This window comes from Brevundimonas sp. UBA2416, assembly GCF_002343105.1.
Taxonomy (GTDB): Bacteria; Pseudomonadota; Alphaproteobacteria; order Caulobacterales; family Caulobacteraceae; genus Brevundimonas.
The window spans coordinates 21949-46144 of record NZ_DDRM01000004.1 but is presented as its reverse complement, the minus strand read 5'-3'; the positions used below and the strand labels follow the sequence as shown (position 1 = coordinate 46144).

Annotated in this window: 23 protein-coding genes and 1 other RNA gene; 14 read left to right on the top strand and 10 right to left on the bottom strand. The window is 68.5% G+C overall.

All coding sequences use genetic code 11. From position 1 onward, the window contains the following. Positions 1-189 precede the first annotated feature (189 nt). Together B3E43_RS00930 and B3E43_RS00925 are read right to left on the bottom strand one after the other, a co-directional pair. On the bottom strand, positions 190-1242 hold the full coding sequence (locus B3E43_RS00930; protein WP_292026017.1) for a 1,9-bis(guanidino)-5-aza-nonane synthase: 1053 nt from the start codon (positions 1240-1242) through the stop codon (positions 190-192). A 99-nt stretch (positions 1243-1341) separates the two neighbouring features. Further along, positions 1342-2607, bottom strand: a complete 1266-nt coding sequence (locus B3E43_RS00925; RefSeq protein ID WP_292026016.1) for a type III PLP-dependent enzyme — start codon at positions 2605-2607, stop codon at positions 1342-1344. Positions 2608-2868: 261 nt separating this feature from the next. On the opposite strand from B3E43_RS00925, the gene B3E43_RS00920 reads away from it, so the two are divergent. The 4 genes from B3E43_RS00920 (at position 2869) to phnE (ending at position 8396) form a co-directional block, all read left to right on the top strand. Next, complete coding sequence (locus B3E43_RS00920) at positions 2869-5667, top strand: M16 family metallopeptidase (RefSeq protein WP_292026015.1); 2799 nt, start codon at positions 2869-2871, stop codon at positions 5665-5667. Positions 5668-5797: 130 nt separating this feature from the next. Next, positions 5798-6595 carry a phosphonate ABC transporter ATP-binding protein gene (gene phnC / locus B3E43_RS00915; RefSeq protein ID WP_292026014.1) on the top strand — a complete coding sequence of 266 codons (798 nt, stop codon included), beginning with the start codon at positions 5798-5800 and terminating at the stop codon, positions 6593-6595. Next, positions 6592-7587 (top strand): phosphate/phosphite/phosphonate ABC transporter substrate-binding protein, encoded by a 996-nt coding sequence (gene phnD, locus B3E43_RS00910; protein ID WP_292026013.1) that lies wholly within the window; start codon positions 6592-6594, stop codon positions 7585-7587. Before phnC ends, phnD begins: the two co-directional genes overlap by 4 nt. A gap of 62 nt (positions 7588-7649) precedes the next feature. Further along, positions 7650-8396, top strand: coding sequence for a phosphonate ABC transporter, permease protein PhnE (phnE, locus tag B3E43_RS00905; RefSeq protein WP_414631329.1), 747 nt, complete (start codon positions 7650-7652; stop codon positions 8394-8396). A gap of 76 nt (positions 8397-8472) precedes the next feature. Here phnE and thrS read toward each other — a convergent pair whose 3' ends face one another. From thrS to B3E43_RS00885, 4 genes are read right to left on the bottom strand one after another with little or no spacing between them, the layout of a single operon-like run. Further along, positions 8473-10398, bottom strand: a complete 1926-nt coding sequence (thrS, locus tag B3E43_RS00900; RefSeq protein WP_292026011.1) for a threonine--tRNA ligase — start codon at positions 10396-10398, stop codon at positions 8473-8475. Continuing rightward, positions 10395-10646, bottom strand: a complete 252-nt coding sequence (gene yidD, locus B3E43_RS00895; protein ID WP_292026010.1) for a membrane protein insertion efficiency factor YidD — start codon at positions 10644-10646, stop codon at positions 10395-10397. The genes thrS and yidD overlap by 4 nt, the downstream gene beginning before the upstream one ends. A 45-nt stretch (positions 10647-10691) precedes the next feature. Then, positions 10692-11162, bottom strand: a complete 471-nt coding sequence (locus B3E43_RS00890; protein WP_292026009.1) for an iron-sulfur cluster assembly scaffold protein — start codon at positions 11160-11162, stop codon at positions 10692-10694. A gap of 17 nt (positions 11163-11179) precedes the next feature. Beyond that, on the bottom strand, positions 11180-11983 hold the full coding sequence (locus tag B3E43_RS00885; protein ID WP_292026008.1) for a tetratricopeptide repeat protein: 804 nt from the start codon (positions 11981-11983) through the stop codon (positions 11180-11182). Between the two features lie 93 nt (positions 11984-12076). On the opposite strand from B3E43_RS00885, the gene B3E43_RS00880 reads away from it, so the two are divergent. After that, positions 12077-13462, top strand: coding sequence for a leucyl aminopeptidase family protein (locus tag B3E43_RS00880; protein WP_292026007.1), 1386 nt, complete (start codon positions 12077-12079; stop codon positions 13460-13462). Between the two features lie 188 nt (positions 13463-13650). Further along, the gene (locus B3E43_RS00875; protein WP_292026006.1) at positions 13651-14436 is read left to right on the top strand and encodes an NlpC/P60 family protein; all 786 of its coding nucleotides are present in this window, start codon (positions 13651-13653) and stop codon (positions 14434-14436) included. 58 nt (positions 14437-14494) lie between these two features. Here B3E43_RS00875 and B3E43_RS00870 read toward each other — a convergent pair whose 3' ends face one another. Beyond that, a complete protein-coding gene (locus B3E43_RS00870) occupies positions 14495-15211 on the bottom strand; it encodes a c-type cytochrome (protein ID WP_292026005.1) in 717 nt (238 codons plus the stop codon). Positions 15212-15350: 139 nt separating this feature from the next. Here B3E43_RS00870 and B3E43_RS00865 point away from each other — a divergent pair, with 139 nt between their 5' ends. After that, on the top strand, positions 15351-16076 hold the full coding sequence (locus B3E43_RS00865) for a 3-deoxy-manno-octulosonate cytidylyltransferase (protein WP_292026004.1): 726 nt from the start codon (positions 15351-15353) through the stop codon (positions 16074-16076). Positions 16077-16285: 209 nt separating this feature from the next. Here B3E43_RS00865 and nudC read toward each other — a convergent pair whose 3' ends face one another. Further along, positions 16286-17230 (bottom strand): NAD(+) diphosphatase, encoded by a 945-nt coding sequence (gene nudC, locus B3E43_RS00860; RefSeq protein WP_292026003.1) that lies wholly within the window; start codon positions 17228-17230, stop codon positions 16286-16288. A gap of 55 nt (positions 17231-17285) precedes the next feature. On the opposite strand from nudC, the gene ffs reads away from it, so the two are divergent. Further along, positions 17286-17379: signal recognition particle sRNA small type (ffs, locus tag B3E43_RS00855), an RNA gene on the top strand. A gap of 9 nt (positions 17380-17388) precedes the next feature. Here the strand turns inward: ffs and B3E43_RS00850 are convergent. Further along, positions 17389-18009: a hypothetical protein gene (locus tag B3E43_RS00850; RefSeq protein ID WP_292026002.1), complete on the bottom strand. Its 621-nt coding sequence runs from the start codon at positions 18007-18009 to the stop codon at positions 17389-17391. A gap of 147 nt (positions 18010-18156) precedes the next feature. Here B3E43_RS00850 and B3E43_RS00845 point away from each other — a divergent pair, with 147 nt between their 5' ends. The 4 genes from B3E43_RS00845 (at position 18157) to B3E43_RS00830 (ending at position 22154) form a co-directional block, all read left to right on the top strand. Continuing rightward, positions 18157-18531, top strand: coding sequence for a DUF3597 domain-containing protein (locus B3E43_RS00845; RefSeq protein WP_292026001.1), 375 nt, complete (start codon positions 18157-18159; stop codon positions 18529-18531). A 75-nt stretch (positions 18532-18606) separates the two neighbouring features. Further along, positions 18607-20502, top strand: coding sequence for a DNA polymerase III subunit gamma/tau (locus B3E43_RS00840; RefSeq protein ID WP_292026000.1), 1896 nt, complete (start codon positions 18607-18609; stop codon positions 20500-20502). An 86-nt stretch (positions 20503-20588) separates the two neighbouring features. Further along, positions 20589-21359 carry a hypothetical protein gene (locus tag B3E43_RS00835; RefSeq protein ID WP_292025999.1) on the top strand — a complete coding sequence of 257 codons (771 nt, stop codon included), beginning with the start codon at positions 20589-20591 and terminating at the stop codon, positions 21357-21359. An 84-nt stretch (positions 21360-21443) separates the two neighbouring features. Next, positions 21444-22154 carry a hypothetical protein gene (locus B3E43_RS00830; RefSeq protein ID WP_292025998.1) on the top strand — a complete coding sequence of 237 codons (711 nt, stop codon included), beginning with the start codon at positions 21444-21446 and terminating at the stop codon, positions 22152-22154. Between the two features lie 3 nt (positions 22155-22157). Here B3E43_RS00830 and B3E43_RS00825 read toward each other — a convergent pair whose 3' ends face one another. Then, on the bottom strand, positions 22158-22772 hold the full coding sequence (locus B3E43_RS00825) for a malonic semialdehyde reductase (protein ID WP_292025997.1): 615 nt from the start codon (positions 22770-22772) through the stop codon (positions 22158-22160). A gap of 135 nt (positions 22773-22907) precedes the next feature. On the opposite strand from B3E43_RS00825, the gene B3E43_RS00820 reads away from it, so the two are divergent. Together B3E43_RS00820 and recR are read left to right on the top strand one after the other, a co-directional pair. Then, entirely contained in the window at positions 22908-23237 is a 330-nt protein-coding gene (locus B3E43_RS00820) for a YbaB/EbfC family nucleoid-associated protein (protein ID WP_284222879.1), read from the top strand. A gap of 290 nt (positions 23238-23527) precedes the next feature. After that, entirely contained in the window at positions 23528-24130 is a 603-nt protein-coding gene (recR, locus tag B3E43_RS00815) for a recombination mediator RecR (RefSeq protein ID WP_292025996.1), read from the top strand. Positions 24131-24196 lie beyond the last annotated feature (66 nt).

The window sequence follows — 24196 nt, the reverse complement described above, 5'->3', positions numbered from 1 at the left end:
AGCCGGGTTCCCAACGATATCCTTCTCCGCTTGCGGGAGAAGGTGGGCAGCGAAGCCGCTCGGATGAGGGGTCTCTCCGCCCTTTGATATGCGCGGACAAAAGGGGTCGCCGACGTACCCCGTCGTGCGACCCCTCATCCGTCTCGCTGCGCGAGCCACCTTCTCCCGCAAGGGGAGAAGGAAGTACTCTTACTTGCCGAACAGCTTGTTCCAGCGGCGCTTCTCGCGGTTCTTCCAGGTTCCGCGGTGATAGGCGTCCGAGCCGATCAGCGGCACCACTGTGGTGGCTTCGGCGAAGACCATCTGTTCGTGCGTGGTCTGCACCTTGCCCCAGGAAGCGGCTTCCTTGAGCGTCGAGGACGAGCAGGCCCCGTCGCGCACGTCGGCGACCGTGATCTGGACCGCGTAGCGGTGCATTTCGGCCTCGACGCCGAGGATTTCGGCGCAGACGACCGTGTCCTGGGCGAAATTCTTCGGCACGCCGCCGCCGACCATGAACAGGCCGGTGACGCCCGCGGCGATCTTGATGTCGGTCAGTTCGCGGAAGTCCGCCACCGCGTCGATCATCAGATACGGCTTGCCCGCCGCCATCCGCTCCTTCTGGTGCTTGACCAGACCGAAGCCGGCCGAGCTGTCGACGAAGGCCGGGCAGAAGATCGGCACGCCCTCTTCATAGGCGGTCTGGATCAGGGAGCCGGGCTTCTTGGCGTTGCCCTCGCTCAGCCATTTGCCCATCTCCCAGATGAACTCGCGCGAGGAGTAGCCGCGCGGCTCCAGCTGGTTGCAGATCTCCAAGATGGTGTGGTCGCAGGCCTGGAGCTCTTCCTCATCGATATAGGTGTCGTAGATCCGGTCGATGTAATTGTCGCGCAGGACATTGTCGTCCACCTCGCCGGCGGCCTGGTAGTGTTTGAAGCCGAGGGCCTCGAAGAAATCCATGTCGACGATCGAGGCGCCGGTGGCGACCACGGCGTCGATCATGCCGAACTTCACCATGTCGCGGTACACGTGCATGCAGCCGCCGGCCGAGGTCGAGCCGGCCAGGATCAGCCACGGCGAGCAGTCCTTGTCCTCGATGGCCATGTTGAAGATGTCGGCGGCCCGGGCCGTGTCGCGGCTCGAGAACGACATCTTGCGCATGCTGTCGATGATCGGACGGGCGTCGAAGGACGTGATGTCCACGTGCTCGACGGTGTTCTGGAGCAGCTGGGCCTTCTGGTTCGACTGAACGGGAGCGTTCATTGCAAGGGTTTCCCTTTGGTTTGAGCGCCCGTCGTCAAAGGAAACAGCGGCCCGGACGGAGCGACGGGCCGCTGCTGATTACAACGCGAAAGCGACGGTTTAGCGCCGAGACTTCTTCCGCTGGCCGGCCTTGCCCTTCGGGCGCGACAGGCGAACCACCTTGCGGGCCTGCTCTTCCGCCGAGGTGCGAACCGTCGGGATGGAGCGGGGCGCCAGGCCGTAGAGCGAGGCCATCGGGGCATCCTCGACGCCGGCGATGTCGTGTTCGCCGTAGCCGTTGAAGCCGGTCGACATGGCCACGCCATAGGCGCCCAGCATACCGATCTCGATGAAGTCGCCTTCCTGCACATCGGCCGGCAGCCAGAACGGTCCCGGCATGTGGTCGATGGAGTCGCAGGTCGGGCCGTAGAAGCGGAACGGCTTCAGCTCGTTGGCCGAGGCGCCGTCCCGAACCAGCTTGGTCGGGAAGGGCCAGCGCGAATGGGTCGCGTCGAACAGCGAGCCGTAGGAGCCGTCGTTCAGATACAGGGCGTCGCCCTTGCGCAGGTCGACCCGGCACAGGACCGAGGAGGACTCGGCGACCAGCGCCCGGCCGGGCTCGCACCACAGCTCGGTCGTTTCCGACACCGGCATCTCGTTGAAGCCGCGATGGATGGCGTCGGCATATTCCTGCATGTCCGGCGGGACCATGCCCGGATAGACCGAGGGGAAGCCGCCGCCGACATCGACGATGTCCACGAACACGCCCGCCCGGGTGATGGCGCGACCGACCTGGGCCATGGCGGCCTCATAGGCGGACGGGCGCATGCACTGCGAACCGACGTGGAAGCAGACGCCCATCAGGCCGTCCTTGACCGCCTGACGCGTGGCCAGCAGCAGGGACGGGGCCTGGTCTGGCGAGACGCCGAACTTGCCCGACAGGGAATAGGCCGCGCCGTCCGCCGACACCGTCATACGCACCAGCAGGTTCAGGTCCGTGGCGTTGCCGGTGGCGTCGAGGATCTTGGCCAGCTCGTCATGGCTGTCCAGCGAGAAGGTGCGGACGCCGTATTCGAAATAGGCGCGGGTGATCGCACCCCGGCTCTTGACCGGGTGCATGAAGGCCAGGCGCGCATCGGCGCTGACCGCCCGGACCAGTTCGATCTCGGCGAGCGAGGCGACGTCAAAGCCGGTGACTCCCGCCTCCACGAGGGTCTCGATGACCCACCGCGAGGGATTGGCCTTCACCGCATAGAAGACGTCGGCGTTCAGATTGTCCTGGAACCAGCGCGCCGCTACGGAAACCGAACGCGGTCGCACAAGGGCGACGGGACGCTCGGGGGACCGCTCGCGGACCAGGTCCAGGGGAAATGGATACGTGCGCAATTCACGTAAACCCCTGTAATTGTTAAACCCAGCCGGCGTTAGCAGCGCAACGTATAGACCACGGGGTCCGCCGGAAGCCGCGATGTAGGGTCACCGGACTGTCATGTAAAGCGGTTTTTTCTAGGCGGGCTCTGGGTTTGGCAGGGATTGGTCCGGGTGCGGATTGAGTGGGGCCGTGCGGAACGGCCATTGTGACTCAGCCGTAACTTGCCGCCTCGCGGACCGCTGATACCGTCTCCCGCCAACCTTGGGGGACTTCCGATGCGCAATGCCGCCTTCCTCGCCGCCGCCGCCCTTCTGCTCGCCGCGCCGACAGTCGTTCTGGCCCAGTCGGCCGCGCCGGTGCCGGCCGCCGTCCTGGCCCGCAGCGTCGACATTCCGTTCGAGGAGTTCACCCTCGAAAATGGCCTGCGCGTCGTCGTCCACACCGACCGCAAGGCCCCGGTCGTGGCCGTGGCCGCCTGGTACAATGTCGGCTCCAAGGACGAACCGCAGGGGCAGACCGGCTTCGCCCATCTGTTCGAACACATCGGCCTGTTCAATCCGACCGAGAACGTCCCCGGCGGCCTGATGGAGCCGCTGCGCGCCATGGGCGCCACCGATTGGAACGGCACCACCTGGTTCGACCGCACCAATTTCTTCCAGACCGTGCCGACCTCGGCCCTCGACCAGGCGCTCTATATGGAGAGCGACCGGATGGGCCACCTGCTGGGCGCCCTGACCCAGGAGCGGCTCGATAACCAGCGCGGCGTGGTCCAGAACGAGAAGCGCCAGGGCGACAACCAGCCCTATGGTCTGGTCTATTACAGCCTGCTGGAGACCCTGTTCCCGGCCGGCCACCCCTATCGCCACTCCACCATCGGTTCGATGGCCGATCTGGACGCCGCCAGTCTGGAAGACCTGCGACAGTGGCACCGCGACAACTACGGCCCGAACAACGCCGTCCTGGTGCTGGCCGGCGACATCGACATCGCCACCGCGCGCGAGAAGGTCGAACAGTATTTCGGCCATATCCCGCGCGGCGCTGTGAACGAGCCGGCCCAGGCCGACATTCCGACGCTTCCGGCGCGGATCGATACGGTCATGCATGATCGGGTCCCGAACACCCGCCTGTACCGCACCTGGGTCGTGCCGGGCCTGCTCGACGCCTCGGCGGCTGATCTCCAGGTCGCCGCCGCGGTCCTCGGCGGGCTCAACAGCTCCCGGCTGGACAATCAACTGGTGCGCGGCGACGAAACCGCGACCGCGGTCAGCACCGGCTATCAGGCTTTCCACCGGCTCGGCATGTTCATGGTCACCGTCGATGTGAAGCCGGGGCAGGACGCCGAGGCTGTCTCGCGCCGCCTCGACCAGCTGATCGCCGACTTTATGGCCTCGGGTCCCACCGAGGATGAGATCGCCCGCACCGTCGTCAGCAGCCTGTCCGGCCGCATCCAGACGCTGGAACCGGTGGGCGGCTTCGGCGGCAAGGCGGTCGCCCTGGCCGAGGGCGAACTCTATGCCGACGATCCCGGCTTCTACCGTCGGCAGCTGGCCTCCCTCGGCGCCGTCACCCCGGCATCCGTGCGGGCGGCCATGGACCGCTGGCTGAGCCGGCCGGTGCTGGCCACCCGGGTCGATCCGGGCGAGCGCGAGGCCTATGTCGAGGCCGCCGCCACCCTCGCCCCGCCCGAACCGGCCGCCGCCCTGCCCGTGGTTCCGCGTGAGCCGATGCCGGCCGTGGGCGCGATGAAGCCTCTGGACTTCCCCGACGTAGAGCGAACAACCCTCTCCAACGGGATCGAGGTCGTCTACGCCCGCTCGACCACCGTGCCGGTCACCCGCATGGCGGTGGAGTTCGACGCCGGCGTCGCCGCCGACCCGGCGGAGGCACCCGGCACCCAGCGGCTGATGCTGGACCTCCTGACCGAGGGCACCGAGAGCCGCTCGACGGTCGAACTGGCCGAACAGCAGGAACGGCTGGGGGCCACGATCAACGCCTTCGCCACCACCGACCGGACGGGCGTGGGCATGAGCACGGTCAGTGCCAATCTTGCGCCGTCGCTGGACCTGCTGTCCGATGTGATCCGCAATCCGGCGTTCCGCGCCGAGGACCTCGAGCGGCGCCGCAACCAGCAACTGGCCGGGATCGCGCAGGAACTGTCCTCGCCCGGCGGTATCGGCGGGCGGGCCCTGCCGGTCGTGCTGTACGGTCCCGACCATCCCTACGGCCGCCCCGCCTCGGGTCTCGGCACGGCGGCGGCGGTGCAGGCGCTGGATCGCGACGACCTGACGGGCTTCCATGGCGCCTGGATCCGGCCGGACAACGCCCGCATCTTCATCGTTTCGGACCTGCCTCTGGCCGAGCTGACCCCGATGCTGAACGCCCGTTTCGGGACCTGGGCCGCGCCCGCTGCGCCCCGGGGAACCAAGGCCTTCGACGCCGCCATCCCGACCTCCACGCCGCGTATTGTGCTGATCGACCGGCCGCAGTCGCCGCAGTCGCTGATCCTCGGCGGACTGGTGATGGGCGTGACGGGGCGGGACGATCTGGTCACGCTGAACGCCGCCAATGAGGTGATCGGCGGCGGCTTCCTGTCCCGCATCAACCAGGACATCCGCGAGACGCGCGGCTGGTCATATGGGCTGGGCGGCGCGGTCAACCTGCGGGAGCACCAGACGCCCTATCTCATCCAGGCGCCGGTCCAGGCCAACCGCACGGGCGAGTCGATCGCCGTGCTGATCGACCAGTACCGCGCCTTCCTGTCAGAGCGCGGCGTCACCGCCTTCGAACGCGACCGCGTGGTCAGGGGCAATATCGGCCAGCTGCCGGGCAGTTTCGAAAGCTCGGCCAACGTCCTGAACGCCCTGCGCACCAACGCCCTGTACGGCCGTCCCGACAACTACTGGGAGACCCTCGCGCCGCGCTATGAGGCCATGACGGCCGAGGCGATGGACGCCGAGGCGCGTCGCGTCCTCGGCCCGGCCAATTTCGTCTGGGTCGTGGTCGGCGACGCCGCCACGGTCCGCCCGCAGCTGGAGGCCCTGGGCCTTCCGGTAGAGGTTCGCGCCGCCCAGTGACGGGTTCCTCCTCTCCTTCGGGAGGGGAGGAACGCGCTGGACGAAAACGCCGCGGACGTGTCATTAAGACTTGCCTCGCGGGCCTGATCAGGCGATGCGGCGCGCCCCTGCAACCGCCTCCAGCGTGTCCATGACCTCAGCCGCCGCCGCCGTCGCGTCCGTTCGGGACGTGTCCAAGACTTTCGGCGCCCGAAAGGCCCTGAACGGCGTGTCCGTCGAGGTCGGGGCCGGAGAAATGGTCGCCCTCATCGGCCCCTCCGGGTCGGGCAAGTCGACGCTCCTGCGCTCGATCACCGGGCTCCAGACGATCGACTCCGGCAAGGGGACGATCAGCGTCTTCGGCGAGGTCGTCCAGAAGAACGGCCGCACTACCGGGGCTGTCCGCGCCGCGCGCCAGAAGCTGGGCATGATCTTCCAGCAGTTCAATCTGGTCGGCCGGCTGACCCTGTTTTCGAACGTCATGCTGGGGGCGCTCGGCCGGCTGCCCGGCTGGAAGGGCTTCCTCGGTCTCTGGCCGGCCGAGGACAAGCGCAAGGCCATGGCGGCCCTGCACCGGGTCGGCGTGTCCGACTACGCTGCCCAGCGCGCCAATACCCTGTCCGGTGGCCAGCAGCAGCGCGGCGCCATCGCCCGCGCCCTGCTCCAGGGCGCCCGCGCCATCGTCGCCGACGAGCCCGTGGCCTCGCTGGACCCGGTCTCGGCCCGGAAGGTGATGGAGCTGCTGGTCGAGCTGAACAAGCGCGACGGGCTCGGTGTCATCGTCACCCTGCACCAGGTGGACTACGCCATCCGCTATTGCGACCGGGTCATCGCCCTGAAGGCGGGCCAGGTCGTCTATGACGGCCCCGCCACGGGCCTGGACACCAAGCAGTTGATCGACATCTACGGTCCCGAATTCGAGGACGCGTTCTGGGAAACCAAGGCATGACCCTCCCCCGCTTGACCCGTCGGCTTGCCCTCGCCGCCGCCTTCGCCCTCGGCGTCGCTTCCTGCGGCGGCGGCGACGAAAAGGCCGGCGGCGCGCCGACTGAAATCACCTTCTCGATCCTGTCCGCCGAAGGCCAGAATTCGTCGGGCCCGCTCTGGGAGCCGCTGCTTGAGGACATGTCCAAAGCCATCGGCGTGCCGGTGAAGACCCATTTCGGCTCGAACTACACCGTGCTGGTCGAGGCCATGCGCGCCGACCAGACCCAGGTCGCCTGGTTCTCGGCCAAGCCCGCGCTGGAGGCGATTGATCGCGCCGAGGGCGAGGTCATCGCCCGCACGGTTGATCTCGACGGCCTCGACAGCTATCGCGCGACCCTGATCGTTCACGCCGACTCCAACATCACGCTCGAACAGGTTCTGGCCTGCGGCAAACAGTTCGACTTCGGCATCGGCGACGCCCAGTCGACCTCGGGCACCCTGGCCCCGCTGACCTTCCTGTTTAACCCGCGCGGCATCAATCCGGCCGCCTGCTTCAAGACGGTGCGGTCGGCCAACCACCAGTCCAACGCCTTGTCAGTCGCCTCCGGCCTGCTTGACGTCGCCACGTCCAACACCGTCAACACGGTCTTCCTGACGCGTCAGAATCCCCGCGCGGCGGCCCAGATCCGTGAAATCTGGCAGTCGCCCCCGATCCCGGAAAGCGGCATCGTCATCCGCGATGATCTCGACCCCGTGTTCAAGGAGAAGATCCGCAGCTTCTTCCTGACCTACGGTCAGGGCGAGGGCGCCGAGGCTGAACGTCAGCGGCGGGTTCTGGCCGGTCTGAACTATTCCCAGTTCCGCGCCGCCGATGACAACTACCTCAACCCGGTCCGTGAAATGGTGGCCGACCAGCAGCTGCAGGCCGCCCGCGGCCGGAACGACGCCGCCGCCGTGACCGCCGCGGAAGCCGAGCTTCAGCGCCTGCGCAGCCTGCGCGAGGTCCAGCCTTGACCGACGCCGTCGTATCCGCCTCGACCGTCCCCAATCCGCCCGTAAAATCGCTGGGCGCATGGATGCTCGACGTCCTCATCTGGGGCGGCGTCGCCGTCGTCCTGCTGATCAGCATCGACGCCGTCGATCTGAAGAACATCTCGTCGGTCGTCACTAATTCCGACCGCATTGAGGTCTTCGCCCGCGACCTTCTGCGGCCGGACTTCGCCGACTGGCGGCTGTTCGTCGCCAAGATGTGGGAGACGGTCCAGATCGCCCTCTGGGGCACCTTCCTGGCGGTCTTCCTGGGCGTGCCCCTGGGTCTGGCCGCCGCGCGCAACATCGCCCCCATCTGGGTGGTGACGCCGGTTCGCTGGGTCATGAACCTGCTGCGGTCGATACCCGACCTGGTCATGGGCCTGCTGTTTGTCGTCGCCGTGGGCCTCGGCCCTCTGGCCGGCGTGCTGGCCATCGCCCTGAACACGGCGGGCGTCCTCGCCAAGCTGTTTTCCGAGGCGGTCGAGTCGATCGACAAGGGGCCCGTGGAAGGCGTACGCGCCACCGGCGCCTCGCCGCTGCACGAGATCATGTGGGGCGTCATCCCCCAGGTAGCGCCGCTCTGGACCTCCTTCGCCCTCTACCGCTTCGAGTCAAATAGCCGTTCGGCCACCGTGCTCGGCCTGATCGGTGCCGGCGGCATCGGCCAGGTCCTGTTCGAGGGCATGAACGGGTTCGAATACAGCAAAGTCTCGGCCATCGTCATCATCATCGTGGTCGCCGTGACCCTGATCGACATGCTGTCCCAAGCGATGCGCAAGCGGCTGCTGTAGCCGGCGGTTCGCTCCGGCCAGGGAAAAGCCCGCCTCCGTGATCGCGGAGGCGGGCTTCGTTCTTTTCAGGGAACGATCAGGCCGCCCGCAAATCCGGCGGCGTCGCTTCCTCGGTCAGGATGCGGATCGCCTCGTCCAGCGAAACGACTTCCTGGGCCTGTGAGCCCAGCCGGCGGATGGCCACCGTGCCCTGTTCGGCCTCGTTCTTGCCGACCACGGCGATGACCGGGACCTTGCCGACCGAGTGCTCGCGCACCTTGTAGCCGACCTTCTCGTTGCGCAGGTCCAGTTCGGCCCTCAGGCCCGCCGCCTTCAGCTTCTCGACCACCGCGCGGGCGTAGTCGTCGGCCTCGGACACGATGGTCGCAACCACCACCTGGGTCGGCGCCAGCCACAGGGGGAAGGCTCCGGCGTAGTTCTCGATCATGATGCCGATGAACCGCTCGAACGAGCCGAGGATGGCCCGGTGCAGCATGACCGGCCGGTGCTTCTGGCCGTCCTCGCCGATGTATTCGGCGTTCAGCCGCTCCGGCAGGACATAGTCGAGCTGCAGCGTGCCGCAGGTCCAGGTCCGGCCGATGGCGTCCTTGACGATAAAGTCCAGCTTGGGCGCGTAGAAGGCGCCGTCGCCCTCGGCGATGACCGGGTCGACGCCGGCGAGGCGTGCGGCCTCGCCCAGCATGGCCTCGGCCTTGTCCCAGAACTCGTCCGTGCCGGCGCGCACCTCGGGCCGGGTCGCCAGGGCGATCTCGTGGGTGTTCATGCCGAGGTCGGCGTGGATCAGACGCGTCAGTTCGATGAACCGGCGCGTCTCCTCGACGATCTGGTCCTCGCGGCAGAAGATGTGGGCGTCGTCCTGGGTGAAGCCGCGCACCCGCATAAGGCCGTGCAGGGCGCCTGACGGCTCATAGCGGTGGCAGGCCCCGAACTCGGCCATGCGCAGCGGCAGCTCGCGATAGGACCGCTGGCCCTGATCGAAGATCTGGACGTGGCCGGGACAGTTCATCGGCTTGAGGGACAGGGTCTCGCCCTCGACCGTTTCGCAGACGAACATATTGGGCCGGTATTTCTCCCAGTGGCCCGACTTCTCCCAGAAGGTCCGGTCCAGCACCTGGGGCGTCTTGACCTCGACATAGCCGGCGGCGTCCAGCCGGCGGCGCATATAGGCCTCCAGCACCCGCCATAGGATCCAGCCCTTGGGGTGCCAGAAGACCATGCCCCGGCCTTCCTCCTGCATGTGGAACAGGCCCATGGCCTTGCCGATGCGGCGATGGTCGCGCTTCTCGGCCTCCTCGACCCGCAGCAGATAGGCGTCCAGATCCTCCTTCGAGGCCCAGGCTGTCGCATAGATGCGCTGCAGCTGCGGATTGCGGTGGTCGCCGCGCCAGTAGGCGCCGGCGAGCTTGGTCAGTTTGAAGGCCTTGCCGACGAATTTGGTCGAGGGGAAATGCGGCCCCCGGCACAGGTCGACCCAGTCGCCGGTGCGATAGGTGGTGATCGTCTCCGTGCCCGGAAGGTCGCGGATCAGCTCGGCCTTGAACGTCTCGCCCTTGCCCTCGAACAGGGCGATGGCGGCATCGCGCTCCCAGACCTCGCGGACCAGTTTTTCGTCGCGGTCGACGATCTCGGCCATCTTCTTCTCGATGGCGGCGAAGTCGTCCGTCGAAAACGGCTCCTCGCGGTGGAAGTCGTAGTAGAAGCCGTCCTCGATCGCCGGGCCGATGGTGACCTGGGTGCCGGGGAACAGCTCCTGCACCGCCTGGGCCAGAACGTGGGCGGCGTCGTGGCGGATGGTCTCCAGCGCCTCCGGATCGTCGCGCATGATCAGTTTGAAGTCGCCGGAGCCGCCCAGCGGGCGGTCCAGGTCGCGCTGTTCGCCGTTCAGAGCGACCAGCGCCGCGCGCTTGGCCAGCGACGGAGAGATGGAGGCGGCGACGTCACGGCCCGTGGCGTCGTCGGGATACTGGCGCGATGCGCCGTCGGGGAATTTGAGGTCGATCATGTCTTCGTCTTTGCGGGCGGCACCGGGTCGTATTTCCAGCCTTCGCCGAAGGGTTGGCATTTGCAGAGGCGTTTGGCCGTGAGCCATCCCCCCTTGATCGGTCCGTGCTGAATCAGCGCGTCCCGTCCGTAGTCGGAGCAGGTCGGCCGGAACCGGCAGGACTGCCCGATCAGGGGCGACAGCGTCAGCTTGTAGCCCCGATGGGCCAGCCGCACGCCGCGTTCATAGAGAGTTTCGCCGGAAGCCATGTCGCCGCGCTTATCCCCTGCAATGGACGCAGGAGCAACGGGCCTTCAGGCCGCGCCGGCGAGGCTAGTTCGCGTGTCGGCCCGATCCCGCGCCATCGCCTGACGCACGGCATCCAGCGTCGCTTCGACGGCGACCATGGCCGAGGCGTGGCGCGCCGGATAGTCGGCGACCTGTTTCAGGGCGCGCAGCCCCTCGAACCGGCCCGTGGGGCCTTCGCCGCCGGCCCTGAGCATGGTGACCATGGCGTCACGCGCGGCGACGATCTCGTCCAGCGTCGCGCCGATGACGGCCTCGCCGAGCACGCCCGCCGCGGCCTGACCCAGCGCGCACGCCTTCACGTCCTGGGCGAAGGTCTCGACCCGGTCCGCGTCATCGAGCGTCACATCGACCACGGCTTTCGAGCCGCACAGTCTGGCCACCCGTTCGCCCGTGCCCTCGGGCGCGGCCAGCCGTCCGCTGTGCGGCAGATTGGCCGCCAGCCTCAGGATACGCGCGCTGTAGAGCTCGTCGATCATGGCCGCAATATAGGCGATCAGCCGCCCTGGAGCGACCCCCAGGTCCGGGCCTGGTCGACGCCGGTCCCGCCGGCGCGCTCGCGCAGCCAGCTCAGATTGCGGTCGGCGGCCTCGGGCGGCAGGTCGCGGCGCAGCATCTGCTCCGCCTCGGCCATATTGCCGGTCAGGCCCAGCACCATGGCCAGGTTCAGCCGCACCTTCAGCGAGGCGCCCGGCTGAGCGACGGCGCGGCGCAGCAGGGGCTCGGCCCCGGCGGCGTCGCCCCGGGTCATGGCCGAGATGGCCATGTTGGACAGGACGTCGGGATTGTCGGGCGACAGGACCAGCGCCTGCGCCCAGGCCGCACGGGCATCGTCGGGGCGACGAACCTGCTCATAGGCCGTGCCCAGCAGGGACCAGGCCCGCCAGTCTTCAGGCCGGGCGTTGCGCGCGCCCTCCAGCGACGCGATGCCGTAGAAGGCCTGACCGCGGGCGATGTGGGCGCGTCCGGCTTCCAGCATGGCCTCGACGTTGGTCGGCTGGACCACGAGCACCTTGCCGGCCATCTCGGCGGCCTGGTCGAAGCGGCCGAGCTCGCGCAGGGCCTGGGCCGCCTTCACGCCGGCGACGGGGTCCATCGGATTGATCTCGGCCTGGTCGGTCCAGAAAATCTGCCGGCTCAGCGCGTCTGTCCGCTCATAGGCGGCGCGAACCTCGGCCGTGGCCGGCTGGCGGGCAGAGGGGGCGGCCGGCTGTGCGGCCGGCGCCTGCGCAAGGACGGGTGTGGCCAGACCGCCCAGCAGCAGGGCGATGGTTGCGATACGGGCGGTCGTGCGCGACATGGAAGGCGCTCCGGAAGGTTCGACCCGAGACTCGACCCTTCTCGTCAATCCTTGGTTAAGATCGGCCCGTTCAGGCCGGAAAGGCCGCCGCCCATGTCCGTCCTGCATCCAGACCTGCTGACCACCGAGGCTGAAGGCGCAATCCCGGTGCGATTCGTCGGCCCGGATGGCGCGATGGACGCGGGGATCCGGGGCTGGGCCGAGGCCAATGCCTTCAAGGGCAAGTCCGGGCAGATCCTGGTCGCGCCGGACGGGCAGGGCGGGCTCGCTGCGGTTCTGGTCGGCGTCGGCGAGCGGTTCGATCCCATGTCGGCCCGCGCCCTGCCGACCAGGCTGCCACCGGGCCTCTATCGCCTTGAGGCCGAACCGGAGGATGCCCGCGCGGCGGCCCTGGCCTTCCTGCTCGGGGCCTATGTCTTCGACCGCTACAAGGCCAAACCCGATCGCGACCGGGTGCGGCTGGTCGCGCCCGAGGGGCTGGAGGTCGAGGCGGCCCTGCGCATCGCCTCGGCCTGCGCCCTCGCCCGTGAGATGATCGACACCCCGGCCGCCGACATGGGGCCGCTGCAGATCGAAACCATCGCCCGCGAGATCGCCGCGGCTTCCGGCGCGAGCCTCTCCGTCATCACCGGCGACGACCTGCTGGAAGAGAACTACCCCGCTGTCCACGCCGTCGGCCGGGCCGCCGCGCCGCATCGCGCGCCGCGGGTGATCGAGATCGGCTGGAACCTCGACCGCGCCGACCTTCCGCTGGTGGCCCTCGTCGGCAAGGGGGTCGTGTTCGACTCGGGCGGCCTCGACATCAAGCCCGCCGCCGGCATGCGCAACATGAAGAAGGACATGGGCGGTTCTGCCCACGCCCTCACCCTCGGCCGGCTGGTCATGCAGGCGGCCCTGCCCGTGCGCCTCGTGGTGCTGGTCGCGGCGGTTGAGAACGCCATCTCCGCCGACGCCTTCCGCCCGGGCGACATCCTGTCCAGCCGCAAGGGTCTGACCATCGAGATCGGCAACACCGATGCGGAAGGGCGGCTCATCCTCGCCGACATCCTGACACGCGCGGGGGAGCATTCACCCGATCTGACGCTGGATTTCGCCACCCTGACCGGTGCCGCCCGAATCGCCCTGGGGCCCGAACTGCCGCCGCTCTATACCGACGACGAGGCCCTCGCCGCCGACATTCTCGAGGCCGGCCGCGCGGTCAGCGATCCGCTCTGGCGGATGCCGCTCTGGCCCGGCTATCGCGCCGCGCTGGAGACCGAGATCGCCGACCTGCGCAACGATTCCGCCGCCTGGGCCCAGGCCGGTTCGGTCACCGCCGCCCTGTTCCTGCAGAAATTCGCCCCGACGACCGGGGCCTGGGCTCACATGGACATCTTCGCCTGGAACCCCCGCGCCCGCGCCGGCTGGCCCGAGGGCGGCGAGGCCCAGGCGCTGCGGGCGTGTTTCGAGATGCTGAAGCGGCGCTTCGCTCAGGGATGAGGGATTAGGGATTAGGGATTAGAGCACAGGGCAGCCCGGGAAGTCCGGCCCGAACCCAACGAGTTCCTCATCCCCAATCCCCAATCCCTAATCCCTAATCCCTAATCCCTCCGCGGCGCGCAGCGCCGCGTTAACGGCCCTTTCGGCTTCTTCCGTTATGACAACGGCTCAATCGGACGAGCCCACGTTTGACCGCAGCCGCCGCCAGCCTTGATCCCCGCACCACCCTCGCCCGGCCCGATCTGGCCGAGCAGGCGCTGGAAGGGATCGTGCGCGCATCGGCCTTCCGCGCGGTGCGGGCCATGCATTGCGCGGTTCCGGTCGCCGACATCCACATCGACGTCATTGCGGGCGAACATCCGGTCGACCAGTTGATCTTCGGCGAGGCCTTCGACGTGCTCGATACCCGCGGCGATCAGGTCTGGGGCCGCGCCCGCCGCGACGGGGTTGTGGGCTGGGTTATGCAGTCCGCCCTCAGGGACGGCGCCCCGCTGGCCACCCATCGCATCGGAACGACCGGCGAAAGCCTGCCCCTGAACGCACTGGTGGTCGAGGTGGGCGACCCCGCGGGTCTTGCCCCCATCGGCAGTTTCGCGGCCGAACCGGTCGAGGTGGCCGAGCGGCTGCTCGGGACGCCGTACAAACTGGGCGGCCGCTCATCGCTGGGCACGGACTGCTGCGGTCTGGTGCAGCAGGCGCTCTACGCCTGCGGCCGCGCGGCCCCGCGCTATGCGGACCAGCTGGCGGAACTGGGTCTGGTCGTGGCGGCGGGTGACGCCCGGCGCGGCGATCTGGTGATCTGGCTGGATCCCGACGAAGGCCCGTGGAACGGCCACGCCGGCTTCATGCTGGACGGCGACCGCGTGCTGCACGCCGTCGGACGACTGGGCGGGGTGGCGATCGAGCCCTTCGCCGAGGCAGACGTCCGCCATCGCGTCGCGAGTTCGCCTGGACCGGTCTTCCGTCGGCTCTAGAGCACAACGAAAAAGGGCGGCCCGAAGACCGCCCTTCCTTCATTCATGGAAACGAAGCCTAGTTCGCCGCGACCGGCGCTGCCTGGGTCGTCGATTGGGCGGCCGGCCCGGTGGCGGGCGCCCCGCCGGCCGGACCGCCGGCATCAGCTGTCACGGCCTCGGCGCCGGCGGCGGGCGCTTCGCCCTCCGCGGGAGCGGCCGGAGCCGCGCCGGGCTGGCGGGTCGGATCGGGGGCCGGAATGGCCATGCCGCCCGAACCCTGTGACCGCAGCCAGGCGATCAGATTGACCCGGGTCGCGGTGTCGCGGATGCCGGCGAACGACATCTTGGTGCCGGGGATATGACGGCCCGGGGCCGTCAGGAACTGGTCCATTTCGTCGAGGGTCCAGGTCGGAGCCTGGGCCTTGTGCGCCTGGAAAGCCTCGGAATAGGCAAATCCGCTCGAATGCATCACCGGTCCACCGATGACGCCGAACAGATTCGGACCGATGCCGTTGGCGCCGCCGGCGTTGACAGTGTGGCAGGACTTGCAACGGGCGAAGGCGGCCTCGCCGGCGGCGAGATCGGCCGTCGGCATCACCGTGCCCCAGTCGGGCGGCAGGATGACCTCGGCGGCCCCGCCTGCGGCGGCCTCCGGCGCATCAACGAAATAGCCCATCTTTTCAGGAGCTTCGTTGTGGTAGATGAAGGCCGTGCCCTCTTTGACCACCAGGATTACGAAAACGGTGCCCAGTACGGCGCCCGCAATCTTGTTCCACTTCAGATCGCCGCTCATGCGCGTCGTCTCATCCCGTTTCTGAGGCCCGGCCACACGGACGGTCGGGCGAATTCTTGCGTGGCCGTCTCTTACACGCTAGCGCGGCCTTCGCAACCGGCTGAAGGTCGGTCCGAGCGTCGCAGCCCCGGACAAGAATGTGAACCCGCTGATCCTGATCCCGGCCCGGATGGCCGCGACCCGCCTTCCGGACAAGCCTCTGGCCGATATCGGGGGCGTGCCGATGATCGTGCGGGCCTGGCGTCAGGCCGTGCTTTCCGGCCTGCCCGTCGCAGTGGCAGCCGGTGATCGCGAGATCGTCGACGCGATTGAGTCGGCAGGCGGCGTCGCTGTCCTGACCGATCCGGACCTGCCGTCGGGTTCCGACCGCATTCGCGCCGCGCTGGAGGCGATTGATCCCGAGGGCCGCCACGACGCGGTGATCAATCTGCAGGGCGACATGCCCTTCGCCGATCCGGGGCTGGCCCTGGCCTGCGCCGCCCTGCTGCACGGCGAGCCGGCCTGCGATATCGCCACCCTGATCGCGCCCGAGGCCGATCCGTCCGATCGCTCCAACCCGGACGTGGTCAAGGCCGTGGTGGCGATGGAAGCCGGTGCGCGCCACGGCCGCGCCCTCTATTTCACTCGCTCGACCCTGTACGGCGACACCCCCGTCTGGCGACACATCGGCCTCTACGGCTACCGCCGCGCCGCCCTCGAACGCTTCTGCGCCGCCCCGCCGTCGCCGCTGGAGCGCCGCGAAAAGCTGGAACAGCTTCGGGCGCTGGAAATGGGTCTGCAGATCTGGGCGGCAGTGATCGATGAGGCGCCGCTGTCCGTGGACAACCCGGACGATCTCGCGGCGGCGCGGGCCTTGGCTGGGTAGCCATCCGGCGAAGCCGGACCGAACATCGGCCCTTCGGTCGGAGGGTTCATCACAACGGACACAACGAATTCACAACGAACACAGCGTGGTTTGTGAGTGGCTCCTCTCCCGTTGTGCCCTCTGTGAAATCGTTGTGTCCGTTGTGATGAACCTGCCAGCGTCTCGACGAGACTGGATTGCTTGAAGCCCGGCTTCGTCGGGAAACGACCTCAGACGTCGAAACCATCCACCCACGCCTGCAACAGCGTCCGGGCTATGGCGATCTTCGGCGGGGCCTTGATCGATGGATGCGTCCCCGCCAGGCAGGCCCGCGCCTCATCGCGCGTCAGCCAGGCCACCGCTTCCAGCTCGGTCTGATCCGGCCGGGCGTCGTCCGAATCGACCTCGCACACCAGCCCGATCATAAGCTGGGACGGAAACGGCCACGGCTGGCTGGAGTGATAGCGCACGGCCGTCACCGTCAGCCCCGCCTCTTCCTCGATCTCGCGGGCGCAGGCCGCCTCGATGGTCTCGCCGGGCTCAAGGAACCCCGCCAGCGCCGACATACGCCCCGCCGGCCAGGCGGCCTGCCGGCCCAGCAGGCAGACCGGCTCCGCCCCGCCCTTGTAGATCGCCAGCATGATGGTCACCGGGTCCACGCGCGGAAAATGCTCGATGCGGCAGGCCGGGCAGACCCGTTTCCAGCCGCCGCAGCCGGTCTCGGTCTCCACCCCGCAGGCGGCGCAGAAGCCGTGCCGCCGGCGCCAGTCGAAGAGCGACTTGGCCGTCCCCGCCATGGCCGCGTCCGGCCCCGGCAGCAGCGCCGCCGCCTCGCGCATCTCGTGAAACGCCCCCAGCCCCGCCAGCGGCCCGGCCGCCGGATCGGCCGAGCCCTCGACCTCCACCGCGAAACACGGCGCGCCCTTCCACAGGCCGAGGAACAGTTCGCGGTCTGGAACCACCGCCCGCGCATGATCCAGCGCCAGCCATGCCAGCCGCGGCTCGCCCCCTTCTTTCCCCAGAGAGGCCTCGATCAGCGGCCGGCCTTCCCACAGCACCAGGGCCACCGCCTCGGGATTGGTCGCCTGTTCCACCAGCCAGTCCGCATCGTCCCGCCTATCCCCCGCCCGATCGAGCGGATTGCCGGCGAAAGTGTTCAGGACGGGGAGGGACATGAGGCTGTCTAGCAAGCCCACACTTGCATCCGCGAGCCGAAATCGTCATATCGGCCTCGGAGATCGCGGGCGAAGGCTTCGCCAACCTGGTCAGGGCCGGAAGGCAGCAGCCACAACGAATTCCCCTTCGGGTCGCGGTCTCCACCTTCCCCCGATATCTAGCGATCCGGCGCTTTCGCCGGCGAACGCAACGCGCCGACGAACAGGCCGGCCAGTCCGTCTTCCTCAAACACATAGACGGCGTACAGGCTGCGCTGCTGCATCGTCGCCAGAAATGCCTCGTCCTCGGCGTCGATCAGGTCTGCTTCGGACACGAAACGGTCGCCCTGGCGCGAATACATCCACAAGGTCTGGTCGCCGGCCGTGCTGGACGGCATGCCCAGATAGTCCGTAACGCGTTTGCTCATCGTCAGGGCGTCGGCCTGGGGCGACATCACGCCACAAAGGTCCAGAACGACCCCCTTGGTGTCCATCACCGCTTCGCCGTCGCCCCAACCCGTCACGAGAATTTCCATGGAGTCGACCGCCGCCAGGCCAGCGGCGGCGTCGGCCGGGTCGAAATTCATGTAGGCGGCGACGTCTTGGAATTCCTCGCCGATTTCGGCGCCGATCTGCGCCGTCACGTCCGACCAGCCCGAACCCTTGGCGGCCACCTCGGCGGCCAGCGCTCCGGCGTTCGTCGTCAGGCAAAGGTCCGCAAAGGACCGGAACGGCTCTGCGGAGGCCGTACCCGCCAGCGCCAGGGAGAGCATCGCCCCCGCAAACCCGTACCTGACCATGACGATCCCCGTTTCAACCCAGAGTCCGACTTAACACGGGATTCGCGCGCTGCAAGCTTCACCGGCCGTCCGGGATCGCACGCACAGCGGCTACGGAACCGCGGTCCCGTCCAATCGCTCTGATGGCTCACCCCTTCAGGAGCGGACATGAGCATTCTCGGCAACATCCTCGGCAAGATCTTCAAGCGGCGCGAGACCCCCGCCGCCGCTCCGGCCCCGTCCGCCGCGCCGCCGCCGCCGCCGACCGTCGCGCCCGCCGCCGTGCAGCCGGTCGACGTGGACGGCATCCTCGACTTTATGAACGAGCAGCGCGACCAGAAGCTCAACTGGCGCACCTCGATCGTCGATCTGATGAAGCTGACCGGGATGGATTCGACCCTCGCCGAGCGCAAGGAACTCGCCGGAGAGCTCGGCTACACGGGCGACACCTCGGACACGGCGACCATGAACATCTGGCTGCACAAACAGGTCATCGCGCGCATCCGCGCCGACGGCGGCCAGATTCGCGACCTGACCGACTGATCCATCCCCGCGAAAGCGGGGACGCCTTGCGGCGAGGGGGTGCGCGACGCCGCCCTCTCGCTGTAAGACGGAGCCATGAGCGACGTCGATCCGAGTCTCGAAGGGCCTCCGTGGGAGGAGGACGCGCCCGACGCCGACGTCGTCGAGCGCGATCCCGACACCGACGACATGTTCGGCTCTCCCGAACCCGCCGGCATGCGCGAGGCCGAAGCCGCCGCGGCCCCTGCGCCCGCCGTCGAAGCGAAAGCCGCCCCGAACGCCGCCGCCCCGGCCGACACCGGCCCGGCCGCCCATGTCGACGACGGCGAGGCCTATACGGTTCTCGCCCGCAAATACCGGCCGCACACCTTCGAGGACCTGATCGGCCAGGAGGCCATGGTCCGGACCCTGACCAACGCCTTCGCCACCGGCCGCATCGCCCACGCCTTCATGCTCACCGGCGTCCGCGGCGTCGGCAAGACCACCACCGCCCGCCTACTGGCCCGCGCGCTCAACAACGAGACCGACAGTATCGACCGCCCGTCGCTGGCCCTGACCGATCAGGGCCGCCACGACGCCTCCATCATGGCCGGCCAGCACATGGACGTGGTCGAGATGGACGCCGCCTCCCACACCGGCATCGACGGCATCCGCGACATCATCGAGAGCGTCCGCTACGCCCCGGTCGAGGCGCGCTACAAGGTCTACGTCCTCGACGAAGTCCACATGCTGTCGAACCAGGCCTTCAACGCCCTGCTGAAGACGCTGGAAGAGCCGCCGCCGCACGCCAAATTCATCTTCGCCACCACCGAGATCCGCAAGGTGCCGGTGACCGTCCTGTCCCGCTGCCAGCGCTTCGACCTGCGCCGCGTCGAGCCGGAAATCCTGGTCGAACACCTCGCCCGCATCGCCGACCGCGAGGGAATGAAGATCGAGCAGGACGCCCTGGCCCTGATCGCCCGCGCCGCCGAGGGTTCGGTCCGCGACGGCCTGTCCCTGCTCGATCAGGCCCTGGTCCAGGGCGAGCGCGGCGAGACGGTGAAGACCGAGGTCGTCCGCGACATGCTCGGTCTCGCCGACCGCAGCCAGACCATCGCCCTGTTCGAATCGATCATGGCCGGCCGCACGCCCGAGGCGCTCGAGCTGTTCCGCACCCTCTACGGCTACGGCGCCGATCCGGTGCAGGTGACCAACGACCTGCTGGAGCATTGCCACGCCGCCTCGGTGGCCAAGATGCTGGGGCCCCAGGCGACCCGACTGCCCAACGACCAGGCCCAGAAGCTGACGGCCCTCGGCGCTGTGATTTCCGCCGGCACCCTGGCCCGCGTCTGGCAGATGCTGCTGCGGGCGCTGGACGAGGTCCGCCGCGCGCCCAACCCCGCCGACGCGGTCGAAATGGCCATCGTCCGTCTCGCCTACGCCGCCGACCTGCCCGGCCCGGAAGAGGCGCTTAAGGCCCTGCGCGACGGCGAACCCATGCCCGGCGGCGGCTCCGCTCCGCGCGGCCCTGCGGGCGGCGGGGGAGGCGGCGGCGCTTCGGCGCAACTGGCCGCGCGCCCCGTAGCGGCTCCCGCAACGCCCGACCCGCAGACCTTCGAACAGGTTGTCGCCCTGATCGGCGAGAAGCGCGAGGTCGGCCTGCAGATGGACGTCCAGCGCTACGTCCGCCCCGTGGCATTCAAGCCCGGCGCCATCACCTATGAGAGCCTCGAGGGTGCGCCGATCGACCTCGCCCGCCGCCTGTCGTCGCGGCTCAAGGACTGGACCGGCCGCACCTGGCTGATCGCCGCCAATGGTCAGGGTGGCGGCGAGACCATGATCGAGATCGACCGCCGCAAACGCTCCGAACAGCGGGCGGAGATCGAGGCCGATCCCTTCGTTGTGGCGGTGATGGCGGCCTTCCCCGGCGCCGTCATCGGCGAGATCAAGACTCTCGCCCCCGCCGTCGAGCTTCCGGCCATCCCCGATGAGTCGTCGGACATTGACGACTGATCCTGACGGAACCTGTCACGGTGAACCGTTCCAGTGGTCAATCGATGGCTCAGGGATCAATGTTCGGCTGGAAGCGGGGGCCGATCATGAAGCGCGGAACGACCATCCTGGCGGGGGCCCTGGCCCTCCTCCTGACATCCGGCGCGCCCGCCATGGCGCAGGAGCCGACGTCCGATCAGGAGATTGTCGAGGCGACAACCATGGTGTTCGACAAGCTGGCGCTCCTTGCGGAGGGGCTGGGCATCGACGCTCCGGTGATTCCAAGGGAGACATTGTCGTCCGCCTTCGCCAGCGCCCTGCCAGTCCTTCCCCGGGGCGATCCCGACCTCAGCTGGTCCTCCGGTTTCGCCTTCGATTTCACCACCAGCCACACCACGGGCGAACTTGAGCCGGACGAAGAGGGCAGGACGGTGCTCACTGATGCCCGGGGCTGTCTCGAAGCGGATGCCATCGCCGAGGTGGTGCATTTCCAGCGCTTCACCCGGGGCGGGATGCGGGGCCATCGCTGCATCATCGCCTTCGCGGGCGCGGAGGGCGAGGCCACCTGGGTCATTCAGTCGCGCACCTTCGCCGAGGGCCCGGACCGTCGTCTGACCGCCTACTACGGCGTGGCGACCGCGATCAGTGGCGACGCGGCGCGGGCCCGGCGGGTGCTTGAGGAACGGCTGGAGCAGAACGTCGCCCTCGCCGGGATCATGGCCGACTACGCTCTCGAGATGGTCCTGGCCAAGGCGGCGTCCTCCGATCCCGTGACGGCGGAGAGTGTGGACGAGCGTCTGGCCCGTCTCCAGGCGCGGCTGGAGGACATCGCGGAGTCGTTCGAAACCCTGCCCCCGAGCCCGCCCCCCGGCGAGTGATGGAGCCTCGCCCGCCTGTCAGGCCTCGTCAGTCGCCCTCAGTCCGGACCCGTCGCAAGGTCGTCCGGAACGGGGGACTGCGACATGGCGTGGAAAAGACTGATTGGCCTGGCCGTCTGCGCGGCGGTCGCCGGCCTGACGGCGGGCGCGGCTGCCGCCCAGGATGCGGCGGCTGAAGACGACAATCCGATCACCCGGTTCGTCATTCTGGCGATCAGCGAACGACCGGCGGAGACGCCGGATGACTTTGTCCGGCACATGGATGAGACCCTGACCGAGCTCGCCGCATGGGGCGGGCTGCCTGCGCCGGCCTCCGTGCGGGCGGACCTGCGGAACGCGGTCGCGGCGACGGTGCCGCCGGTCCTCCCTGTGCGCCGGGACGATTTCGTCGTCCTGTCCTTCCATGTCGCGGTCGGCCGCTTCGCCCGGCCGGGCGTACCCGACGGCGGCGGAGTGGCTCCGGAAGCCTTGGCCGGAAGTTTCACTGACGAGGCCAGCTGCCGCTCCATCCATCCGGACCGGACCTTTGTCGCCTTCCGGATGATCCAGGTCGGCGACCGTGTGGCCTATCAATGTGTCCGCCAGGGGCGTTTCGGCGACAGCCGACAGCTGTACCACACCGCCTGGATCGACATGGAGGACCGCCGGATTGTCTCCGGAGGTCATTTCGCCTCCATGGGCACGGCGGGCGAGGTTGCCCGGGTCTTCGCCGCTTCGGAACAGGCTGCGCTGCGACTGTTCGACAGCCAGACCGCGGTGGTCTTCAACCGCCTGATCCGGCCGTCGGAGCGCTGAGACCTAGAGGATCGTCGCCGCCTCTTCGAAGTCGAGACGCGGCGAGCGCGGGAACAGGTTCTCGTCCGTGCCGTAACCCAGGTTGACGATGAAGTTCGGCTCGACCGTCGTGCCGGCGAAGAACCCGGCCTTCACACCCTCGGGGTCGAAACCCGACATCGGACCGACGTCGAGGCCGAGCGCCCGCGCCGCCAGCAGGAAATAGCCGCCCTGCAGCGAGGCGTTGCGGAAGGCGGTCTCACGCGCGGCGGCCGGATCGGTGAACCAGTCCTTGGCGCCCGGAGCGTGCGGGAACAGTTTCGGCAGGGTGTCGGCGAATGCCAGATCCTGGCCGATGATCACATTGACCGGCGCCTGCAGCGTCTTGGCGCGGTTGGCCTCCGACATCAGGGGGGAAAGCCGGGCCTTGGCTTCGGGCGAGGTGATGAAGACGAAGCGGGCCGGAGTGGCGTTGACCGCCGTCGGGCCGAATTTGGTCAGGTCGTACAGCCTGCGCAGCAGTTCCTCCGACACCGGCCGGTCGGTCCAGGCGTTGCGCGTGCGGGCGTCGGTGAACAGTTGGCCCAGCACCGTCTCGGGCAGGGGCAGGTCGCGGGCGGGAACGGAGTCGAAGGCCATGACGGACGTCCTTATTAGCAACAGTAATGGATGCTAAATAGCTCGCGCCCGATTTGGTTCAAGGGTATTCGAAACAAATTCTGTTGCTATTTTTCAGGCCTGTCCGAAGCGAGGGTCAGCGCCTATCTTGAGCGCATGAAAGACCTCAACGCCCTCATGCAACAGGCCCAGGCGATGCAGCAGAAGCTGCAGGACGCCCAGGCGAAAATGGCCGAAACCACCGCCTCCGGCACCTCCGGGGGCGGCCTTGTGACCGTGGCGCTCAAGGGCGCCGGCGAGATCACCGGCGTGACCATCGACGACAGTCTGCTGGTCTCCGGCGAGGGCGAGATCCTTGCCGATCTCATCGTCGCCGCCCACGCTGACGCCAAGCGCAAGCTGGACGAGGCCAACGGCGCCCTGATGCGCGAGGCCGCCGGCCCGATGGCCGGGATGAACATCCCCGGCATGCCGAAACTGTTCTGAGTCCTTCGGCGCGCCCCGACGAGGGTTGCCGCCGGAAGGTTCATCACAAAGACCACAAAGGACTCGAAGGGGCCGGCGGATCCGCGGCGCCCGCCAGGGCGCCGCAACAAATCCGATTGCGGGCAAGGGCCCGCGAAGGACCGCAACACGCTCGCTCCCTTCGTGTCCTTCGTGCCCGTCTTCGCGTCCTTCGTGATGAACCAGCATGCGTCAGGTCCGGAGCGCGGCAGTCCGCTATGGGCCCGACAGGGAGATAGGCAACCCGCCGAACCCCATGGTATGCGCCGGTCATGGCTGCCTCCGCCGGACCTGAAATCGAACGGCTGATCAGCCTCCTCGCCAAGCTGCCGGGCCTCGGCCCCCGCTCGGCCCGACGCGCGGCCCTGGCCCTGCTGAAGAAGCGCGAACAGCTGTTGGTCCCGCTGGCGGCCTCCCTGGCCGAGACGGCGGCGAAGGTGACCTCCTGCAGCGTCTGCGGCGCGCCCGACACCCGCGATCCCTGCTCGATCTGCTCCAACAGCGCCCGCGACAATACCCTGATCTGCGTGGTCGAGGAGGCCGGCGCGCTGTGGGCCATGGAGCGCTCCGGCGCCTTCCGCGGTAAATACCATGTGCTGGGCGGTCTGCTGTCGGCCCTCGACGGCGTCGGCCCCGATGCGCTCCGGGTCGCCGAACTGGTCGGCCGGGTGCGCGGCGGCGAGGCGAAAGAGGTCGTCCTGGCCTTGCCCGCCACCGTCGACGGCCAGACCACCGCCCATTACATCGCCGAACGCCTCGCCGGCGCGGGCGTGGAGATTACCTCGCTCGCCCGCGGAGTCCCCGTCGGCGGGGAACTGGACTGGCTGGACGATGGCACCATCATCCAGGCCATGCGGCAGCGCCGCCCGACCTGATGCGTCAGAAGCGGTCGCAGGCCATGGGCTGACTGGTTACGGCGCATGTAGACTCGCGATACAGAC

Coding starts and splice junctions, on each gene's coding strand:
- B3E43_RS00930 (WP_292026017.1), bottom strand. CDS start 1,242: ATGAACGCTCCCGTTCAGTCGAACCAGAAGGCCCAGCTGCTCCAGAAC.
- B3E43_RS00920 (WP_292026015.1), top strand. CDS start 2,869: ATGCGCAATGCCGCCTTCCTCGCCGCCGCCGCCCTTCTGCTCGCCGCG.
- phnC (WP_292026014.1), top strand. CDS start 5,798: ATGACCTCAGCCGCCGCCGCCGTCGCGTCCGTTCGGGACGTGTCCAAG.
- phnD (WP_292026013.1), top strand. CDS start 6,592: ATGACCCTCCCCCGCTTGACCCGTCGGCTTGCCCTCGCCGCCGCCTTC.
- phnE (WP_414631329.1), top strand. CDS start 7,650: ATGCTCGACGTCCTCATCTGGGGCGGCGTCGCCGTCGTCCTGCTGATC.
- thrS (WP_292026011.1), bottom strand. CDS start 10,398: ATGATCGACCTCAAATTCCCCGACGGCGCATCGCGCCAGTATCCCGAC.
- yidD (WP_292026010.1), bottom strand. CDS start 10,646: ATGGCTTCCGGCGAAACTCTCTATGAACGCGGCGTGCGGCTGGCCCAT.
- B3E43_RS00890 (WP_292026009.1), bottom strand. CDS start 11,162: ATGATCGACGAGCTCTACAGCGCGCGTATCCTGAGGCTGGCGGCCAAT.
- B3E43_RS00885 (WP_292026008.1), bottom strand. CDS start 11,983: ATGTCGCGCACGACCGCCCGTATCGCAACCATCGCCCTGCTGCTGGGC.
- B3E43_RS00880 (WP_292026007.1), top strand. CDS start 12,077: ATGTCCGTCCTGCATCCAGACCTGCTGACCACCGAGGCTGAAGGCGCA.
- B3E43_RS00870 (WP_292026005.1), bottom strand. CDS start 15,211: ATGAGCGGCGATCTGAAGTGGAACAAGATTGCGGGCGCCGTACTGGGC.
- nudC (WP_292026003.1), bottom strand. CDS start 17,230: ATGTCCCTCCCCGTCCTGAACACTTTCGCCGGCAATCCGCTCGATCGG.
- B3E43_RS00850 (WP_292026002.1), bottom strand. CDS start 18,009: ATGGTCAGGTACGGGTTTGCGGGGGCGATGCTCTCCCTGGCGCTGGCG.
- B3E43_RS00845 (WP_292026001.1), top strand. CDS start 18,157: ATGAGCATTCTCGGCAACATCCTCGGCAAGATCTTCAAGCGGCGCGAG.
- B3E43_RS00840 (WP_292026000.1), top strand. CDS start 18,607: ATGAGCGACGTCGATCCGAGTCTCGAAGGGCCTCCGTGGGAGGAGGAC.
- B3E43_RS00835 (WP_292025999.1), top strand. CDS start 20,589: ATGAAGCGCGGAACGACCATCCTGGCGGGGGCCCTGGCCCTCCTCCTG.
- B3E43_RS00830 (WP_292025998.1), top strand. CDS start 21,444: ATGGCGTGGAAAAGACTGATTGGCCTGGCCGTCTGCGCGGCGGTCGCC.
- B3E43_RS00825 (WP_292025997.1), bottom strand. CDS start 22,772: ATGGCCTTCGACTCCGTTCCCGCCCGCGACCTGCCCCTGCCCGAGACG.
- B3E43_RS00820 (WP_284222879.1), top strand. CDS start 22,908: ATGAAAGACCTCAACGCCCTCATGCAACAGGCCCAGGCGATGCAGCAG.
- recR (WP_292025996.1), top strand. CDS start 23,528: ATGGCTGCCTCCGCCGGACCTGAAATCGAACGGCTGATCAGCCTCCTC.